The organism is Kitasatospora sp. NPDC093558, from assembly GCF_040683475.1.
GTDB lineage: Bacteria > Actinomycetota > Actinomycetes > Streptomycetales > Streptomycetaceae > Kitasatospora.
Genome location: NZ_JBFBDY010000945.1, coordinates 1 through 2,005 on the forward strand (window position 1 = coordinate 1; position 2,005 = coordinate 2,005).

The 2,005-nt window shown below is 70.2% G+C and carries 1 protein-coding gene; it reads right to left on the minus strand.

Going from position 1 to position 2,005, the window contains the following annotated elements; translation table 11 throughout:
• Positions 1-37 precede the first annotated feature (37 nt).
• On the minus strand, positions 38-1,876 hold the full coding sequence (locus AB0O00_RS37230; RefSeq protein WP_363659124.1) for a hypothetical protein: 1,839 nt from the start codon (positions 1,874-1,876) through the stop codon (positions 38-40).
• Between the last annotated feature and the right edge of the window lie 129 nt (positions 1,877-2,005).

Consider the following 2,005-nt stretch of genomic DNA (forward strand, 5'->3'; position numbering starts at 1 on the left):
CCGGCCAGCCGGCTAGCCGACCGCGCCGGACGCCGGGTCAGGGGAAGGCGACCACGTTGCTGGGCACGGTGCTGCCCGTGGGCGTGATCGCTCCCGTGTCGTTGATGACGTGGGTGATCGTGCCCTTGCCGCCGAGGGAGACGGTCAGCGCGTCGTGGAACCTCACACCCGGGGCGGCCGGTGCCTCGAACGCGTGGTGGCTGTTCACCGACGGGTTGACGTTGAAGTAGCAGTAGCTGCCCAGGCCCCACGCCTCGTGCGAGGTGACGTTGTCGCCCACCTTGTAGGCGGCGTAGCCGTTGAGCCCGGTCGGGCCCGTCCAGGCGGCCTGGTTCGGCACGTCGTACGGCAGTTCGTTCTGGAAGAAGATCGTCTTGCCGTTCTGGCCGTTCCAGGTGACGTTGTACTTCTGGTAGTGCTCGACGAACAGGCCCGTCGCCTCGACGTTGTCGCCGTTGACGGTCAGGCCGTTGTCGGCGGTGTTGACGCTCCAGCCGACCGTGCCCGCGTTGCCGTGGTCGGCACGCCAGGCCCAGATGTCGTCGATGATCGTGTCGTTGCTGTTGACGACCAGGCTCGCGCTCGCCCTGCCCGCGATCTCGCCGCCGATCCGGAAGAACACGTCCTGGACGGTCGTCGGGTCGCCCGCATGACGCGCGCCCGCCCCCGGGGCCCCGACCGTCAGCAGCGCGGCCGAGTTGGTGGTGCCGGCATCGAACAGCAGGCCCTTGAGCCGGACGCCGTCGACGTCCGCCACCCGCATCGCGTCGACCCCGTTGTCCGGCACGAACGTCGGGTAGCCGATGCCCAGGACCACGGTGCCGGCCCTGGTGACGTCGAGCGTCCGGTCGAGGTGGTAGACGCCCGGGGTGACGAACAGGTTGCACCCCTGGGCCAGCGCCGCGTTGATGGTCGAGGCGGTGTCGCCGGCCTTGACGACGTAGAACCGGTCCATCGCCAGCGAGTTGCCCGCGGTGCTGCCGCCCGCCCAGCTGGGGCCCGAGGCGTCGGTGCGCAGGGCGGGCAGGAACACCCGGTACCTGCCGGCGCCGTCGACGTAGAGGTAGGGCACGTCGCGCGAGACGGGGGTGGTGCCCAGGGTGGTCTCCGGGGGGTTCGGGAAGGTGTTCGCCGGCGCGCCGCTGGTGCCGGAGAAGACCATGTTCCACACGCCGCCGCTCCAGTTGCCCAGGCTGCTGTCGCGGGTGTACCACTGCTGCTGCGAGGAGGAGGATGCCTGACCCGTCACCTTGCTGTCGGCGACGTAACCGCCGCTCGCCCACCCGTAACTGGCCGGGTAGAGCTGCAGGTCACCGTGAACGTCGATGCGCCGCAGCGGCGCCGCCTGCGCCACGGCCCAGCGGTTGCCGCCGGCCGGGTTGATGGCCAGGTTCTCCGCCGAGCGCCAGAAGTTCTGCGTCGCGTTGCCCGCGTCCGAGGCGTTGAACGCGTCGACCGTGACGTGGCCGTTGATGGTCACGTCGTCGGGATTGAGCCCCAGACCCGCGACCGAGGTGTAGAACCCGACGTTGTCCTCCACGCTGTACACGCCGGGTTTGAACAGGTCGGCCACCCGGTCCTCGGAGAACTGCGCGGTGGTGGTGTCCTTCATCCGGGCGAACTGGGCGTCGAGCTCCGACTGGATGGCGGCGCCGGACATGCCGGGGTCGAAGACGTGCACGTTCGGTCCCAGGTCCGGGGTGTCGGACTGGGCCGGGCACCCGGTCGTCGGGCCGCCCCCTCCGCCCTGTGTGTAGGTGAAGTGCGGGGTGTCGTACTGCGGGCCGTTCTTCTCGTAGGTGAACCAGTACTCGACCGGGGTGCCGGCGGAGAGCGGGCCGACGGTCCGGGTCCAGGCACCCGTCTCGTCCGCCATCCGGAAGTTCTGCTGGCCCGCGCCGTTGACCAGGTAGTGGATGTCGACGTAGCGGGCCGGCGTCGCCGGCGTGAACGCGATCCGCACCTGCGAGACGCCGAGCGGCGTGGCGCTCTGGGTGTAGTCACC